Genomic DNA, 16948 nt, shown 5'->3' on the forward strand with positions numbered 1-16948 from the left:
CTTTCTTTTCATACTCATTATTATTTTATTGTCCAATAAGTAAATAGAATGCCCTTATAAAAGAAAGTTGTAAATTGTCAAAAAATTTCATTGACGACCCTATTATGTAAGCGTATACTTTTTTTATCAAAAAGAATTAAGCGCTTAACCAAAAAACTTATCGGTGGTGGGAGAATGAACGCAATGAGTTCAAACAAAACATTTATGGACAAGATTGGTATTCCTTCTAATTTAACTTGGGGATACATAGGGATTATTGTTTTTATGATTGGGGATGGTTTAGAACAAGGATGGTTATCCCCTTATCTCGTTGAAAAAGGACTAACACTAGAACACGCTGCTTTTCTGTTTACGATTTACGGGATTACTGTATCTGCTTCTTCTTGGTTTTCGGGGGTATTTGTACAAATGTGGGGACCCAGAAAAGTAATGACGTTTGGTTTAGTATCATTTATTTTAGGTTCTATTGGATTCATAGGTATAGGTATTCAACATATGAATTATCCAGTAATAATAATTTGCTACGCTCTACGAGGATTTGGGTATCCCTTATTTGCTTATTCTTTCTTAGTCTGGGTATCTTACAGTACTCCGCAGCAAATGCTTTCAAGAGCAGTTGGCTGGTTCTGGTTCGTATTCCAGCTTGGACTTAGTGTTATCGGGGCCTTCTATTCTAGCTATATGGTTCCTAAAATCGGAGAAATCGCTACTTTATGGAGCGCCTTAATTTTCGTTGTCGTCGGGGGATTATTCTCTATTGTTGTAAATAAGGACAAGTTTAAAGCACAAACCGTAAGTGCTAACAAATCAAGTGAATTACTAAAAGGCATTACCATCGCATTTGAAAACCCTAAAGTTGGTATAGGTGGTATTGTTAAAATTATAAACTCGGCCGCTCAGTTTGGATTTGTTGTTTTCCTGCCTACTTATATGATGAAATATAATTTTACAATGACTGAATGGTTACAAATTTGGGGTACTCTATTCTTTGTAAATATGGTGTTTAATATTATTTTTGGTATTGTTGGAGACAAGTTTGGCTGGGTAAATACGATAAAATGGTTCGGAGGAGTCGGTTGCGGAATTGTAACTCTTGCACTCTATTATGTACCACAAATGGTAGGACATAATTATTGGGCTATATTATTTGTTGCCTGTTGCTACGGAGCAACACTTGCCGGTTATGTACCTCTTACAGCATTAGTCCCATCTTTATCTCCTGAAAATAAAGGAGCTGCAATGTCTGTCTTAAATTTAGGTTCAGGATTATCAGCATTCGTTGGTCCATTAGTTGTAACTGCATTCATTGGCCCATTAGGAGTAGGCGGCGTGATGTGGATCTTTGCTGGTTTGTACTTCTTTGGTGCATTTTTAACTCATTTCCTTACTATTCCAAAGGAAAATGAGATTAAACGAGATTTAAATACTGAAGGTGAAGAGCAATTCTCAGTATAAATTCTTAATAAAAAAAGAAGGTCATCATAACTTCTCATAGTTATGATGACCTTCTTTTTTACATTCAAATAGACCACTAAAGAAACCTATCATGTAATATCCTTCACTGAGGATCGTTCTACCAATTTCGGTATAATGGTAATTTTTTGCTTAGCATGCGTCTTCATTTCCATCGTTTTTAAGAGTTGTTCAAACGTACAGGCTGCCATTTGTGTAATTGGCTGTTCAATCGTCGTTAACCCTGGATCAGCAATCTCAGCATAGATAGTATTATCAAATCCGATAATTGATAAATCTTCCGGAATCGAAAGCCCTTGTTTTCTTGCTTCGTTCATAAGACATATCGCAATCAAATCTGTACAAGCAAAAACCGCTGTAGGCCTGTTAGGCAAGCTAAGTAATTCTTTACTTGCACGTTTGCTATCTTCCACTGTCGAATAGCAACTAATGATAGCATCATCATCTAACGAAATACCTGAATCCGTAAGAGCTTGTTTGAAACCATTCAATCTCCCTAAGCTACTTTTTCTATCCTTCTCCATCATAATCGTTAAAGATGTATGGCCTTTCTGCGTTAGATAATTCCCAGCTAGATAGCCTCCCCTCATATCATCAGTTGTCACAACATGAGTTGTGATGGAAGGATGATCTACGGTGAATAAAACAAGCGGCAAATCTCGATTCACGATTTTTTTAACAAGTTTATAATCATTTAGCTCCGTCGCAATAATAATGCCATCTACTTGTTTTTTAAATAATAAATCAATATATTCATGCTCACGTTTTGTTTGATGGTCTGTGCTACATAAAATGAGTGTATACCCTGATTCTCGTGCACTATTTTCAAAAGCTCTTGCTACTTCAGCAAAAAATGGGTTTGAGATATCTGGTACAAGTACCCCAATCGTATATGTTTTTTTTCCTGTTAACGCTGCAGCTACACTACTTGGCTGGTAATCTAATTCATCCATTACCTGATTTACTTTGTTTATTGTTTTTTCACTAATACGTCCTGTTTGATTAATTACCTTGGATACAGTTGCTATTGATACACCTGCTTTTTCCGCAACATCATAAATTGTTGGTTTCACTTTAATTGTCCCTTCTTAATCATCTTTTTCTATATTTTATCATAAATATATTTCGCCTCTTGGTACTCAAACGGAAATCTTTTAAAATTTGTAAGTACTTCTATCTTCTGTCGTATTTCTTCTCATTTAGGTAAAACCTTGTTTCAAGTGGATATTTCAACTTATAAACATGCCCCTGGCTGAAAGGCTTTTTACAAGCAGCATTTTTCTATCTTTATGTTATCAATTTAAGATCCTTTAGCCTATTCTTTCTAACTTTAGGCTAAAGCTATCTTATTAGTTTAATAGGCATAAGGCTTTTTCCTCTTATCCTATATTTCTTATCATCCAATCTATCCATTTTCACGGATCACATATTATGGATACACGTATGCATTTTCTCTACCCTTTGCGTCATATTTCTTTCTTTTAATACTTCATCTACACGAAGTTGAATTATATCGCCACTTCGTCATATTGTTATTTTTGATTTTGCACGTTGTTATAAAGCAAAGAACTTCACCGGTAAGTTCTGTTAGGGATTATTAATACCACATAAAAAGAAAGGTTTTTAACCACCCCATTCACCTCTTAATATAGCATTTCGTTATTTCGATGACTTATTATAAAGTATATTTCAAAAGAGATCAAATAATAGGTACAATAATGTTAACGCTGGATTTTCATGTTGATTTTTAAATTAGGGGATGAAAAAATGACAGATGAACTATATAAAACTAAAGCTGAAGTCCATAATCATGGGCTAGAAGCTATTGGAAAGAGCCTTAGAGGAATTAATAATAATCAATCTCTTACTGGGGCACATAAATCCGGTGCTGGTGATGCGTGGGAGACTTGGTTTGGTAAAGAAAAAGATAGCGATAGCGAACCAGATATGCGTAGTGCTGGTGTTGAATTAAAAGCCACTCCAATCAAAGAGAATAAAAATGGTACGTTAAGCGCAAAAGAGAGATTAGTTTTAAATATTATCAACTATATGGAAGTAGTAAAAGAACCATTTGAAACAAGCCACTTCTTACATAAAAACAACACTATTGAACTTGCTTTTTATAGATGGAAACCTGAAACAAATAAGGATGACTTCATTATTACAGATGTTGCTTTATATGAAATGATGCAAAATCCTGTAGACTTCGCCATCATCAAACAAGATTGGCATATCATCGACGATTATATTAAGCAAGGACGAGCGCATGAATTGTCTGAGCGTCTCACTACTTATCTATCTCCGTGTACGAAAGGAAAAACGGCCGCAGAATCTTTTCGAGAGCAACCTTGTTCCCATATTCCCGCAAAACAAAGGGCATATTCTTTAAAAGGAGGGTATATGACCTATTTATACAGGACTTATGTATTAGGAAGAAAGCCTTCGCCAGCTATTGTTACTAATCCATTAGACTTGCAAAATAAATCGTTAGTGGACATTATTCTCGAAAAGATAAAACCATATATCGGCAGTAAACGTACTGATTTAGCTAGGGAATTTAATGTCAAAGATAATACGAAATCAACTAACCCAGAAATCATAAAGCATATGCTGGGTATTAAAGGTGCAAAAGAAGATGATTTTGGTCAAGAAATTACGAAAGCTAATATTAAACCTAAGACCGTGGTTGTCTATAAGGGGAAGAAGGAGCTCAAAGAAGAATTTAAAATTTTAGAATACAAATTTGATGAAGTTATCGAAGAAACATGGAAAGAATCGGAATTAAGAGAGTCTCTGCAAGATACTAAATTTTTGATTGTTGTTTTCGAAAAAGATGGAGACGTTTTAACACTTAAAGGTGCTAAATTTTGGGAAATGCCTGATGAAGATATTGAAACTTCAGCTCGTATGGTTTGGGAAGATACAATTCATAAGATTAAAACAGGCGTTGAGATTAAATGGACTCAAAACAAAAGAACGACAAACTTTATCAATTCTTCTTTGGAGAATAAGTTGTTTAGTAAACTGTCAGCGAGCCAAACAGCATATTATGAAGATAGTCCATACTCTGACAAATTACCCACTAAAATTAAATGGATTAATCGTCCAGATGATCAAACAGATTTGTATTCTGACTACTACATGACTAAACAAGCATGGTGGTTAAATAAAGTATATATTTATAATCAGATAGCTGATTTGTTTGATTCTGAATAAACATCTCAAAGAGTCCTAATCATCAATAATTTAGTTCCAAATACTTCTTGTTCAACACCACATTATCGGCGCTATCTTTTGCAGACCAAACTGTATTAGGCCCTGCAAAAATGGTACTGGCAACAGGAATACATCCAGGGGAATTGAAAGATATGGTTTGTTTTTCAGACAGAACGACTATAGAAGCTGTCGCAACATTAGAGGAAAAAGACTTAAGAACAGCCATCTTTAAAAAAACAATAAAGTTATTTAATTTTAAAAACAAAAACATGCATAACCCATTCTAAATTTAGGACGGGGTTAAAATATAGTTGCTTAATTTTCGATATAAGATACTTCACTGTACTTAAAAGTAGAACAAAAAAGCGTTTGAAAATCTAAGTTTTTTTCAAAAATAGCGCCCGATTGTTGAATATCATTCTTCTATTAAATAGTATCGTTGTACTGCGTAACTAATAACTTTGATTTATTATTTGTTCTCCAACTTGATGCACCCATAATAACTATTACTAATCCTTGAATATTTGGCATATTAGATAACATCCTTTCTTTATAGTGTATTAAATCTTAAAGTTTTCTAGGTAAAAATATTTTCGATTATACTACCAAATACTTTCATTATTTGGTATGATAGTCCAGATTTCATAGAAAGGGTGATGAATTTGGGGAACGATAAAAAAAAGTTTGATATTTTTGAACCAAAGAAAGTATTTATTGTGTATTTTATTATCTCTGGAATTATTGCAGTTTTAAAGTTTTTCGGTTACGGAGCCAACGACTACTATATGACTGCTTTGGCAATTATTAGTTTTTTATTTGTGGTAATTTCAACTTGGAATGAGAGGAATTTAAGCATCGCCATAATAGGTGGATTGGTAATATTCTTCTTATTCAACCTTTTTCCATTCCCAGAAGAAAAAATTCCTGTAGTAAATGACCTTTTAACAATCTTTGTATTTAATTTCACCATCTTTTGGCTTCTCCTCCTAAACAAAAAGAGAACAGAGGAGAAGAATCACAGAGATTATATGAATGAAGGAAAAAATGGTGACTTGTATCAAGCTTTGGACAAATATTTAAAAAGTGGATGGGTTTACGATGCGACACCAGAACAAGAAGAGAAATTCTGGGAAGCGATAGAATCATTACATTATAATGGTGCACCACGGAAGGAAGATTATAAAGATTAAAAAAAGATGCCCACTTCAGCATTTTGTTGAGTGGGCGTTTTAGGTTTGATGCGTAGTATAAGTCTAATTTCAATTATTGAATTAGATATCTTTTATGCTGCTCTCGCTTTCGCTCATGAGTAATCTTTGCATACCTTAGTGTCGTATCAGGTGAACTATGACCTAAGAGCTCTTGAATCGCAACCAATTCAGCACCATTATTTAAGGTTAAAGTAGCAAAAGTGTGTCTTAAAACATGGGGACTTACTTTGTCTTGTAAACCTGCTTTTTGAGCGATTATACCTATTTCTCTTTGTATTCCTCGTTTTGATAACCTTCTGTAAGGTTTTCTCTCCGTAATCATCAATGCTTCACAGTTGTCATTTCTTCCTTTTAAATATTTATCTAAATGATACATTGCTCTAATCGAAAAATAGACTTCCCTTTGTTTATCACCTTTACCAATAACTAATGTGCTCATATTTTGTAGATTAATATCAGCTGTATCTAATCCATGAACTTCAGACAATCTACAACCCGTCGCATATAATATTTCTAGAAAAGCACGCTGCCTGACTGTATCGCAGGATTCTCTTAGCATTTCTAGTTCTTGAATTGATAATGAATTAGGAAGTCGGCATTCCTCTTTTGGAGCTTTTAATTTGGTCGTTGGATTACGTTTAATATATTCTTCTGAAGCTAACCAACTAAAAAAACTCTTTAAAACAGATAATTTCTTTCTAATTGTGCTCATTTTCAAGGTCCCATCTCGACTTAAATACATTCGAACATCTGCTGTAGTTATGTCCTCTACCTTCTTTTTTACGATATCAGCAAACATACTTAATTCCATGAGGTAGTTGTCTAGAGTAATAGAACTTAAACCTTCTAGTTTTTTTGCCGAGATGAACAATTTTATTTTATCCTCAAGGTCAGGATGCACCTCACCTAACTCAACTCTTTGAAAATAATACTCTGATAGAACAGTAGATAATTTATTCTTTGTAGTTTCCACTTCAATATTAGGATACAAATCTTTTAAAGTAGCAACTAAATCTGATAATATTTGCTCACCTAGATTCATAATAATCAACTCTCCTTAGTTCTTATTAGTAACTAAGAATTACCTATACAAACAGCAAAAATACCAACTGAGTGAGTATGGACCTTTTTTTGTCTTTAATTTTATCCTTTGAATAAGAAAGAGACGATTACTTTCGGGGTAATCGTCTCATAATGCTTGTGTATAGCTAGTATCGTTGTACTGTGCAGTAAAAACTATGATGTCTTAGTTCTCGAAGAAATATTAATATTTTATACCTTGTTAGTGTTTGGAAAGTTTTCGATAAAACATCTACATCATATATCATTAACTTTCACTCGTAAATACTAACCCTTCAAAATCCTAAACATTTCTTCTTGATGTTTACTTGCTTTTTCTTCAGTCCATTTTTCATCGTCGAGATTGACTAATTCTTGCATGATCTTCAGTTTCAAGCTTTGTTCGAAAATGCTTGGGTAGGAGCTGATTTTCCCTGCAGGTGGCAAATTAGAAAACTTAGAGTTTCCTGACACAGTAATTAACGCAAGGTTTCCAAAACCATCAAGGTCATCCGATTCCCAATTTACACCCTCAGCTAGATGCTGTGGTTGGAAGTGTTCTATCGAACTTCTAAATTGAAATTGCCATTCATCACTCATTGGCGGGATTATTTCCTTATCCAAGTAAGAATACCCATCTTTGTATAAAAGATAATCAAGGTAAGTAAATACGATTCTTTCAAAACCAAATCCACTAGCATTCTCAAAATTTGATTTTATAACTTTTGTTTTGCAGTAATCTTCAAGAATTTCAATGATGTCATATGATTCATTCTCTAGTAACCTCGTTAAGACTAGTGAAATCCAATGCATTGTCTTAGGTGACGTGTAGGTTATGCGCAAGCAGGATTGCAGCGTTCTTATTTGTTTATTATTCTGACTATCATCATTGCCGAAAGTACCTACATATTTGGGCTTTTCCCCTTTCAAATCACTATATTTCTCTAAACGTTGTAACGACCATTTTCCAGTTTCTTTATAATCTCTAGCATATTCGCGTTTCAAAATATATTTATCAAACAACACACGGCATTTTAACATATGATATAAAAAGTTCTTTGCTCTATCAGCATCATTCCAAGCCCATGATAGATTATTCAAAAAGTGTTTATCATCAAGTGTTGAATCTTCTTCTCCTAACTTACCAATGACTGCATTTACCTGTAATAAAAAATTTGGGAATGAAATAGTCGATTCAAAGCGTTCATTCTCACCTTCATCCTTACTTCCTCCATTATTGAGTAGCTTCTTACTTTTTAGAATGTCAATCAAAGGAACAGAATGTTTATCATCTTCATCATTCGGAATACATTCTCTAATTGAATCAAAATCGTCAATATGATCCTTGATGTTAGACCAATCTTTTGTAAAAAGAGCCTTTCTAACTTTGGGATCAAAATTCATTTGGATATATGAGTCCATATCAGAGCATTTTTCCCAAATCAATGCTGCAGTTTTTTTATCGTGTTCTGTATCCAAAACTTCTAAAAACTTTGCCTTTGCTATTTCATGAAGTTCTAGTTGCTCACCCCGAGTATTCATGATTTCAAAGTAATGATTTAAATCTATACCTTGCGGAACTTGTACACGAACAAGAAAAACCTTTTCAAGTTTTTTCTTTAACTCATTTTTATCTATTTCTTTCGTTTTTTTTAAATAGTTTTCAATGATTTGATAACCCGCTAAGATTTCAACTGATACTAATCCCTCCAGTAATTCACCATTGTTCTTATTGTTTATCATGTGAAGTGTACGGTTTGACTTTTCCCGTGCTTCAAATCTCAACGAATCTTTCGCAAAATTCATGCCAAGATAATTTTCTAATAGAAATAATGTCGTCAACCTTTGTTGTCCATCTATTACTTCATAAACATTATTATCAGTTTGATTAACAATAAGATTTCCAAGAAAATAGTTTTTATTAAGATCGTCAATTGAACTATTAATATCTTCTATCAGCTGTTCAATTTGCATCTCTGCCCAAGCATAGTTCCGTTGATAAATTGGAACTACATAACTGATATTAGTAAAAATGTTTGATACCGGTATGATTTTTAAATGATTATCCATCTCCTACCACCTATTCCATTCACAAAGTAAATCATACACTGCTTTGTACTTCTCTTTATTTTTATTCTCAATATCGGGTTGCTCCAAAACAACGAGCTTTAACTCTTCAGCATGGTTCATATCACTAATTTCTGAAAACAGATCCAAATCTTTGTTCAACCGCTCATGTTTTCCTCGTGCATATTTATTAATTGTCTGAGGATACACAGCATGCATAGTAAGTCGCAAAGAATAGCTCCATGAATATAATTGGTGCATCACACCTTTAGATAGGCTTTCAATACCAAAGCGATCAGCAAAAAACAATAACGCACATTCATATAACTGTTTAATGTAAAGATCCCCAGAACGTCTACTCGGAATTTGTTCTTTCGTGTGAACTTTATTTATTAAATTTTGTATTTGCTCAAGTTGATTTCCATAGTGAAGGGTATAATGGAAAAACCGTCTTCCTGCGATTAGTGGCTGTGTTAATTGAAATTGATTTAATGCTTTTGATGCAAGTAATTCATTGCTTCCGTTTGCATTAAACTGTTCTAAGAAAAGGTTACTTGCTTTATGATAGATAGCATAATTAAATACATTTGTGGTTTTAATCCCTTTGAATACATCAATGTTACTTGCAGAATAGCCCAAACCATTCTTTCCTTTATACCATTGCGTCAACGGGAACAGATAACTTTTAAATAAGTCATTTAAATCATCCTGGTTCGCATTTTCCCAATCGTTGATAATTCTTACTTTCTGCTGTTCGTCTTCATCATCCATCTCACGTAAATGATATGACTTCAATAAATCATGTGGGTCTAACTCTTTGCCACGAGAATTTTGCGAATCAAAGAATTGAAAAGCCTCTTGCTCGCTGTCTGTGACAATTTGAACTGCACTACAATGTTCTAGTAAATATTGTTTGTATTTGTTTTGCTCATCTTCTGAAAGTTCACTTATCCTCTTAGATAAAATTTCAAAATTAGTCACTATTACATCATTAGATAATTGATTATATTTTTCTCGTAATAGCCCTTGAGTCTCATCACCTAAACAGTATAGAAGAATTGAAATGGTTGTCAGTCGCTGCTGACCATCTACAATGTTGTATTTTTCATTTTCTTTATGTAAAATTACAGAACCAATTCTGTATTCTTGTGTACCTTCTTGATATGCATGATAAGTATCAAGGAAAAGCGTATTTGTAGACCTCACACTCCAACTATACGGACGCTGATATGATGGTAAGGCTAATTTTATTCCAAGTAATTCTTGTATCTTTGTTATTTTTAATTCGTTATGAAGTAGAGCCATCCATAAATCCCCCCTCGACAAAAGTTTACTGAACATTCCACAAGTTCCTCGGTGCAATTAGTCAAATTCATGAACCTAGGGCAATCTATGTTGCTCTACAATTATAATCACCAATTATTCTTATTTCTGTAATCTTCTTCGGATTCATACACATTAGCTGCTGAGATGCTATTTTTATGACCACATTCTCTACATTTCCAAATATACTTATAATCATCAAACCCTGACTGACCATTTAAAGATGCGTTGCAACGATCACACCACCAATCAACATTAGGAAATCTTTCACCCATAGTTATTTCCTCCTCCTGGTATAGATTTATTCTATCCAGACTTTCTTTGCATAAGGGTTGACCCATGTTTTGGACCAAGGGGACAGTCCCCCTGGATTGTCTTATTCAGGGACAATTTGGAATTATCAACGATGTAGATTAATTAATCATCTTCACCATAACCATATTTGATATTCTCATGACCACAATACTTGCATCTGACATAAGCTTCTGCATTATCTCCATCTTCCTAAGGAAGAGAAAAGTCGTACCCGATAATGACTTCACAAGTATCTCCAACGCCACGACGCTGTGGAGAAAAAGCATCTACAATTACTCCATTTTCTCTAAATGATACATTATCGCAATTAGGATAGAGCATTCATAATGATCTTAACCAGCTTCATTCATCGGTGAGCTACATTGAAAGCAATTTACAGACTCTCCTGAATAAACTCTACCAAACCGTTTACCTAATAATCTCATTCTGTTTCTCCTCTTTTCGAGTAAATTTTAATACTTATTTTAGTCAGTAACCACCAGCCACCATGTTACCGTCAATCTTCCTCATTTATTTCTTCCATTGACAACTCCATCAAATTATCGTTGTCAGTCTATTCATCAATTTTTCTACTTTGCCAGTAAACTTGTTTTTCATTTTTTTAGAATCTCGTCGACTTCATCTATAGTAGATGAGGATAATTCGTCTAGATTTATTTTCTTCTTAAATAGATTTTTTTACATGAAATAACTCCAAGGATTAGTAAATTACAAATACATTTTACACCATAATTATCCATATATCATCATTTAATATAAAACACTAGTATTTCAAATATTAAGTTGAAATTGTTTACATTTTGCCTTTTCCTCTACTAACCTATATAGATTATATACTTCTAAGATTAAATACTCTTGGTCTTAAAAACAAAAATGAGTAGATTCATTCCTACTCATTTCCCACTTATCCTTATTAACTTTTTTGTTTCTGCTTGTTTTGGAATTCAATATATCGTTTAAGTGTGAGGCTATAATGAGAGTCTTCTGGATACTCCCTATCAACAGATGCTATCAAAGAAGGAGTAAGCTCTGTTTCTCCATTATATAAACCTTTGTTAAGGATTCCGTTCCACCGACTAATATAATCTTTTACAGATTTGTCTCCCAAATGATAATTCTTTCTTAAAAAGTCCCCAAATTCCATACCATATCCCTCCCTCACTATTATTTTCTAATATGCCTATTCCCTACCATCTGCTTCTTTTCCTTTTCAAAGGGAGCAGAAAAATCATTAATGAAGAACTTTACTGCGCAGTATAATTCTACTACGTAACATCAGAGTTACTCCACAATCTGGCAAGATTGTTGAATAACATGACTGGCGTTTCTTAAACAACTTTATTACCTCTGTACACCATCATTTCAGCTGTGCAAAGTTGTACTCAAAAGTCTGTTGAACTATCCAGTCTATCAAAAGAGTAAAATGCAGCAACAATGTTTATCTATCTTTATTTTAGACAATTAATTGTAAAATACCAAGGTTGTTCGTTTTTTCATTACTACCATGCATTTATGCAATATACGAACTAACAATAAAGGAGATGGCTTATACCATCTCCTCAAATTTAATCTCTTGTTGTTTTTCACCTATACTATCTATTTCATATACCCTTTTGGCCATACGCTCAATTAACCCTACAACTAGCGCATTTCCCATACAGAAATACCGCATTCGATTAGACATATCTGTATTTGTCCAATCAGCCGGAAAACCATTTAGTCGTTCACACTCAATCGGTGTTAAAAATCGGAATCCTTTTTCATCTTTTACTACATGCGTACTTCGATTTATACTCGCTTCACTTGTTAGCATTGTTCTGCCAGGTTTATCTAGTAATTCCGGGAATGCCATTCCACCCTCAGAAAAGATATATTTATGACCACTTGCTGCGGTTCTTTCAATTTTTTTAGGACCTTTTAAATACTCAAATTTTTCAATAGCCGTCTCACTTAAGTAATAATTATCATCTACATTTTTTTCTAATATAGATCCTAATAGAATAGGACTTTCTTCTATTGATATAGGTTGCGCTGTATAAATTCGTCCTTCTCTCATAATCCCAGCACTCCAGTACCCTGCCGAAAAATCATCCGATACATCAACAATATCAAGCGGTAACTCAAGCTCTTTAGCTGGGTGTTTCGGTGAGGATTCCGCTTGTACAGGAAATGGAACAGCAAAGAAGCCTTTATGATGTAATAAATTATAATCTGTCTCATCCTTATGCGTAATCGCATAAGGTATGTCATTTCGATACGCAAAAATAAAAATACGACGCCTTCTTTGTGCTTGTCCATACTCAGCTGCATTAATGACACGCCATTCTACATGATAGCCTAAATCTCTAAACGTAGCTAACATTACAGAAAAATCCCTACCTCTTTGTTTAGATGGTGACTTTAATAACCGGTCTACATTCTCGAGCAACACGTACTTAGGACGTTTTAAATTTACTAATCTCTTAATTTCCCAAAATAATACGCCTTTTTTCCTTGTATGCCCTTTTCTCCAGATAAGCTACGTGCAACTGAATAATCTTGGCATGGAAAACCGCCTACAATCATGTCTGCATCTATTTTTTGAATTTCTTCATCGGTTACGGTAGCAATATCTTGGTTACAATGGATACCCTTATCCTGAAAGCGTTGTGCATAACAATGAAAAGCATCCTGTGCCTTTTTTGAAGGTTCCCACTGGTTTCCCCATACGACTTGAAAGTGGTTCATTTTCTCTAATCCGATTCTAAATCCGCCCACTCCTGCAAATAGTTCTATAACATTTATCATATTTCACGAACATCCTTTCGATATATTACTCCAGTATAGACGAATAGAGTGGAAATGAACAGAACGATCGAGATTGTCTCATTTTGTCTTCCATACCTTTAGCAGATGTTGTACTTAATCAAAACATATCCTTTACTTGTTTTCTCAAGCAAAACATCTAAGAAAACATTTTTTAACTTTTGTTCTTGGAATAACTGTTCAAATTCATTTAAGAATTGATGTAAAACAAACACCTCAACTACATTACCGTTTTCTTCCTTCATTTGAATGACATACAAAAATCCTGATGCTGTCGTGTTTCTTTTCTTTTGTGCTCCCACCAATATGCCTCTGCAATGGATATATGGAGTCCATTTTTGTAACAAAAGACCTTGTTCTGTCTTCGCTACACGAATGTATCCATAGATTCCTTCCTTCATCATACCTAGATTTATATCCGTCGTATCAGTTCCAGTTGCTGTGATGTCATACTTCATCATAACCATAGGCTTCTTGTTTTCATCTTTCACGACAAACTCTATATGATAATTAGTATATTTCCTGTCTGCATGAATTTTTTTATGCACCTTTATGACCTTCCCAATCATGTGAAAAGAATCGATTCTTTTCACACTCTTTTCTTCCTTGGTTTGTTCTTGTTTTTTTAATGGCGCTTGTACCATGGCAGAGTGTAGGTTTTGAGATTGTTTATACTGTAAAGATAGATTTGGACTTGCTGTGGTTAATTGTATATCAATGCGTTCTACACCAGGAAATGTATCTACTTCTGTTTCCTCCATCATGGCTAAACCACAAAGTGACAATGTCGCTCGTCTCTTGGTCTTGGTTTCACACATCATAAGTGCATGAGCTAACTGAACTGGACTCAGTTTTCTTCCATCTTCCGTACTAATAGGAACCGCACCCATAGCTGTACCTTTTGATACACCCTAGTTGTTATCCTATGAATGAAGTAAAGTCTTACTGCACACCCCAACAGATAAAGCGATTATAAAATTCGAGCAAAAAACGTCTTAAATTAAACTAAGACGTTAGACTTTAACTTAATTGAATTTTAAAATGTATTTTTCCCATAGTATGTTTCTTGAAAATAAGGCGCAGGCACAACTTTTTCAATAACATCTTTATAGTAATTATGTATTAAAAATCGAGCAATTATTCTAAGCATTTTGGTTGTGAGTTCTGTGTTGTTTGTGGTTGCGAGCCTACTTTTCAGAGATTTTTAAAACAAACATAACGGATTTAGTGTCTATTCAATAAGTGATTTTACCTTCTCTTCAAATGAAGCTACAATTTCCTCTACTTTTTCATTTACCAATACCTTAAAGTGTAAAGCTTGTTCAGAGTGGTCACACCTGATAGCAGACGATTCAAAATGCTTATTCAATATTTAACGAAATAAACATATACAAAATTCCACTTATTATATAATCTATTACAAGACTATTCATTAAATCTATTTCTAGTTCGCAACATGAAAATATATTTTTTCAAAGTTAAACCTGTTCAGAATACATACTTCTTGAATATAGTTTGATAAATCCTATTCAATTAGATGAAAAATAAACTTATTTTGATTTATTTGATTGGTCTCGAACTTCATCAGCATATTGCTAGCATTCTCAAATATCTTGCATTACTCATCGCACTTATATTTGAATCGTGTTGAAAATTTACTGATTCCATATTTGTGAATAAGTGGGCTTACTGTATTACACCAAAGCAAACTAAGTAGGTCTCGTGATACCACAAATTTACTCAAATGATTGATACATTGAAAATTGTTTATCAAATTGATTATTTTTTGAAGTATGAAAAATAAGTGCATAACCTTCATCATATTTATCATCTATTGTTGTAATTTGGTTATACTCAACTTTATTACCAATAACATCAGTACCATTTTCGTACAGATACTGTTGTAACTCACCATATGAAATAGAATTTCCTTCCTTGTAAGTCTTAGATAATATTTCATACACATTTTCTGGAATTAGTGTTCCGACTTTCAATATAAATTTTTTACTAGTCCCAGGAGCTAAATCAATAGGAAAGATAATACGACTATTCTTTTCATCATATAAGCCACTATCAAGTCTGCTATATTCAACTGTTTTTTTAGCATTTAGTAAAGCCTTAACTTCATAGTTTGTAATAGACATAGGTACTTGACTATCATTAACTAAAATACATTCATAATTAATTGGAATAACACCTAAAAAGGTCCTCTCATTATAATTAATTTTCCCCAACTTTGTATATGAAGTTAGATAGTTTAAATCATTACTGTCAGATACTTTTAGATTTAATTTTTCTTGTATTTTATCCTCGTTAAGTGCCTTAGTATAAGTAAAATTATTGTATGCTACCCAAAAGGAACCAAGTGAAGATAATAGAGCAAAAATAGAGATACAGATTGAAATTTTTGCTGTGTCCCAAGTACCTTTACTTTTCCTTTTCTTTTTTGCCATAGTGACTCACGTCCCTTCGTATATTAAATTCTTAATTGGTTTACCATTTTTAACTGATAACAAAAAACCTAATTTGTTGATAATAACTAGCTTAAGAGTTTTATATAATCTTTAAATAGTATCTACTATCTATGCTCCTCCTAGTCCCTCTTCTTCTATCCCCCTTATCTCCATAAGTGTACACAAAAAATACATGTCTTCTTCCCCATCATTATAATTTGAATCTAAAAATGGGATTAGATAACTGTTCAAATCAAGTTCCCCATCCATTAAACCTACTATTTCCATTAATTCAAAATAAAGAAAATATCGTCACTATACTGATAAATTTTTTGGAAAACCACAAGAAGATAATACTATATAAGGTAGAGTTTGAGAATAAAAGAGAATAGCATTTGAAGTCAAAAATCTTAGTCAATAGAAATTATTATTATAACTTCAATGTCATGACACTATAATTAAAAATATATTTCTTTTTAATTATCCTTCAATTACAGAGTAGCAAACGAAATAAGCATTATGATTCTATTATTTATTCAAAAAATCACAGTTTTATTGGTTTGTGACTATATCAGGATTCCGATCATATTCAACAATCCGCTCTAAAATAAAAGGATAACTCAATTATGAGTCATCCCAACCCCCTATTCTAAACTTGATAAAATTATCATACTAAAACAGTTTCTTGTTCTATTTTGAAACCAGTAATACCAGCTAAAATCAATTCAATACCTTCAGACATTACTTCAACAAAATCAATAAATTCAAATTCAAAGTTACCCTGTTTAATATGGTCGAAATCACAATCGATAATTTGTTCAGCCTTTGCCTGAATGTCAGCACTTTCTCCTTGTAATTGTAAAATTAATTTATATTTTCCACTAAGTTCATTAATTAGTATATCATTCAATCTCCATAACGTAATTCTAGCATCGGAATATTTTTCCATATAATTAAGGATTGCATCAGATAACTTTTTAGAGACTAGTGGATTCTTGTTTAATACTTCAACTGGTTTATCATTCAA

The 16948-nt window shown here is 33.2% G+C and carries 12 protein-coding genes and 2 pseudogenes; 4 read left to right on the forward strand and 10 right to left on the reverse strand.

Annotation, left to right across the window (positions count from 1 at the left end):
- Positions 1-174: 174 nt before the first annotated feature.
- Positions 175-1455, forward strand: coding sequence for an MFS transporter (locus JDS92_RS23195; protein WP_199632576.1), 1281 nt, complete (start codon positions 175-177; stop codon positions 1453-1455).
- An 89-nt stretch (positions 1456-1544) separates the two neighbouring features.
- On the opposite strand, the gene JDS92_RS23200 is transcribed toward JDS92_RS23195, so the two are convergent.
- The gene (locus tag JDS92_RS23200) at positions 1545-2546 is read right to left on the reverse strand and encodes a LacI family DNA-binding transcriptional regulator (RefSeq protein WP_199632577.1); all 1002 of its coding nucleotides are present in this window, start codon (positions 2544-2546) and stop codon (positions 1545-1547) included.
- Positions 2547-3240: 694 nt separating this feature from the next.
- On the opposite strand from JDS92_RS23200, the gene JDS92_RS23205 reads away from it, so the two are divergent.
- The 3 genes and pseudogenes from JDS92_RS23205 (at position 3241) to JDS92_RS23215 (ending at position 5879) form a co-directional block, all read left to right on the forward strand.
- Positions 3241-4689, forward strand: a complete 1449-nt coding sequence (locus JDS92_RS23205; RefSeq protein WP_199632578.1) for a Sau3AI family type II restriction endonuclease — start codon at positions 3241-3243, stop codon at positions 4687-4689.
- Positions 4690-4757: 68 nt separating this feature from the next.
- Positions 4758-4976, forward strand: a pseudogene (locus tag JDS92_RS23210) (pyrroline-5-carboxylate reductase dimerization domain-containing protein); the annotation flags it as partial.
- Between the two features lie 375 nt (positions 4977-5351).
- The gene (locus tag JDS92_RS23215) at positions 5352-5879 is read left to right on the forward strand and encodes a hypothetical protein (RefSeq protein ID WP_199632579.1); all 528 of its coding nucleotides are present in this window, start codon (positions 5352-5354) and stop codon (positions 5877-5879) included.
- A 73-nt stretch (positions 5880-5952) separates the two neighbouring features.
- On the opposite strand, the gene xerA is transcribed toward JDS92_RS23215, so the two are convergent.
- The 9 genes and pseudogenes from xerA to JDS92_RS23260 form a co-directional block, all read right to left on the reverse strand.
- On the reverse strand, positions 5953-6942 hold the full coding sequence (xerA, locus tag JDS92_RS23220; protein ID WP_199632580.1) for a site-specific tyrosine recombinase/integron integrase: 990 nt from the start codon (positions 6940-6942) through the stop codon (positions 5953-5955).
- A 305-nt stretch (positions 6943-7247) separates the two neighbouring features.
- Positions 7248-9029 carry a DUF262 domain-containing protein gene (locus tag JDS92_RS23225; protein ID WP_199632581.1) on the reverse strand — a complete coding sequence of 594 codons (1782 nt, stop codon included), beginning with the start codon at positions 9027-9029 and terminating at the stop codon, positions 7248-7250.
- A gap of 3 nt (positions 9030-9032) precedes the next feature.
- Positions 9033-10331, reverse strand: coding sequence for a DUF262 domain-containing protein (locus JDS92_RS23230; RefSeq protein WP_199632582.1), 1299 nt, complete (start codon positions 10329-10331; stop codon positions 9033-9035).
- Positions 10332-10438: 107 nt separating this feature from the next.
- Positions 10439-10624, reverse strand: a complete 186-nt coding sequence (locus JDS92_RS23235; RefSeq protein WP_199632583.1) for a Sec23/Sec24 zinc finger-containing protein — start codon at positions 10622-10624, stop codon at positions 10439-10441.
- A 952-nt stretch (positions 10625-11576) separates the two neighbouring features.
- The gene (locus tag JDS92_RS23240) at positions 11577-11807 is read right to left on the reverse strand and encodes a hypothetical protein (protein WP_199632584.1); all 231 of its coding nucleotides are present in this window, start codon (positions 11805-11807) and stop codon (positions 11577-11579) included.
- 402 nt (positions 11808-12209) lie between these two features.
- Positions 12210-13450, reverse strand: a pseudogene (gene dcm, locus JDS92_RS23245) (DNA (cytosine-5-)-methyltransferase).
- 98 nt (positions 13451-13548) lie between these two features.
- Positions 13549-14358: a hypothetical protein gene (locus tag JDS92_RS23250; RefSeq protein ID WP_199632585.1), complete on the reverse strand. Its 810-nt coding sequence runs from the start codon at positions 14356-14358 to the stop codon at positions 13549-13551.
- 846 nt (positions 14359-15204) lie between these two features.
- Positions 15205-15921, reverse strand: coding sequence for a hypothetical protein (locus JDS92_RS23255; RefSeq protein ID WP_199632586.1), 717 nt, complete (start codon positions 15919-15921; stop codon positions 15205-15207).
- A 667-nt stretch (positions 15922-16588) separates the two neighbouring features.
- Positions 16589-16948, reverse strand: a 360-nt coding sequence (locus tag JDS92_RS23260) for a hypothetical protein (RefSeq protein WP_199632587.1), incomplete at its 5' end; no start/stop codon positions are given.

Origin of the sequence: Bacillus cereus group sp. N12 (assembly GCF_016483575.1) — a bacterium.
Taxonomy (GTDB): domain Bacteria; phylum Bacillota; class Bacilli; order Bacillales; family Bacillaceae_G; genus Bacillus_A; species Bacillus_A toyonensis.